Here is a 1,478-nt window from a genome sequence, read left to right as displayed (position 1 = left end):
CTGACCGAGGCGTGGGGGCCGGCGTCGATTCCGGTGTTGTTCGCCGGGCAGGTGGCGCGCAGGCCTGAGGCGGCGGCGGTGACGTTTGAGGGTCGTTCGGTGACGTATCGAGAGTTGGATGAGGCGTCGAACCGGTTGGCGCACTTCCTGATCGGGCGCGGGGCGGGCCCGGGTGAGGCGGTGGCCCTGCTCTTCGGCCGTTCGGCCGAGGCGATTGTGGCGATCTTGGGTGTGCTGAAGTCGGGGGCGGCGTATTTGCCGATCGATCCGGCGTTGCCGGGGGCGCGCATCGAGTTCATGCTCACCGATGCCGCTCCAGTCGCGGCGGTGACGACCGCCGAGTTGGCGGAGCGGCTGGATGGTTGTGGGGTGGCGATCGTCGATGTGCGCGATCCGGCATTGGCTCGCCAGCCGGTCACCGCGCCGGCTTCGGCGCCGGATCCCGAGGATGTGGCGCACATTATTTACACGTCGGGGACGACGGGGGTGCCGAAGGGGGTGGCGGTCAGCCACGCCAATGTGACGCGGTTGTTCGAGGCGCCGGCGGTGGGTGTGGCGTTGGCGCCGGGGCAGGTGTGGACGCAGTTTCATTCGTATGCCTTCGATTATTCGGTGTGGGAGATCTGGGGTGCGCTGCTGCATGGTGGGCGGCTGGTGGTGGTGTCTGAGGCGGTGGCCCGCTCGCCCAGGGACTTCCATGCGTTGCTGGTCGCCGAGAAGGTGAGCGTGCTCAGTCAGACTCCGGCGGCGGTGCGGATGCTCTCGCCGCAGGGTTTGGAGGGCACCGCGTTGGTGATCGGCGGTGAGCCGGTGCCGGCCGAGGTGGTGGATCGCTGGGCGTCGGGGCGGGCGATGATGAATGTTTACGGGCCGACGGAGAGTGCGATCTTTGCCTCGATGAGCCGGCCGTTGGCGGTGAAGTCGGGGGCGCCGCCGATTGGGTCGGCGGTGCCGGGGGCGGCGTTGTTTGTGTTGGACGGGTGGTTGCGTCCGGTGCCGGTCGGGGTGGTCGGGGAGTTGTATGTGGCCGGTCGCGGGGTGGGGCTGGGGTATGTGCGCCGGGCCGGGCTGAGTGCGTCGCGGTTTGTGGCGTGCCCGTTCGGCGCGCCGGGGCAGCGGATGTACCGGACCGGGGATTTGGTGTGCTGGGGCCCGGATGGGCAGCTGCAGTACGTGGGGCGTGCTGATGAGCAGGTCAAGATCCGTGGTTATCGCATCGAGGTCGGCGAAATCCGTTCGGCGCTGGCCGCTCTGGACGGGGTTGAGGATGCGGTGGTGGTGGTGCGGGAGGACCGCCCCGGTGACAAGCGCCTGGTCGGCTACCTGACCGGTACCGCCGAGCCCGCCGCGCTGCGCGCCGCGCTGGCCGAGCGGCTGCCCGGCTACATGGTCCCGGCCGCCCTCGTCACCCTCGACACCCTGCCCGTCACCCTCAACGGCAAACTCGACACCCGCGCCCTGCCCGCACCCGAATACAC

At 69.7% G+C, this 1,478-nt stretch carries 1 protein-coding gene; it reads left to right on the top strand.

Annotation, left to right across the window (positions count from 1 at the left end):
- Positions 1–1,478 (top strand): amino acid adenylation domain-containing protein (locus A9X04_RS11835; RefSeq protein WP_156764332.1); only part of this gene is annotated, 1,478 nt, incomplete at both ends.

The organism is Mycobacterium sp. E3247 (assembly GCF_001667785.1).
Classification (GTDB): domain Bacteria; phylum Actinomycetota; class Actinomycetes; order Mycobacteriales; family Mycobacteriaceae; genus Mycobacterium.
The sequence above is the reverse complement of the archived record's forward strand: the minus strand, read 5'-3'. Positions and strand labels throughout refer to the sequence as shown.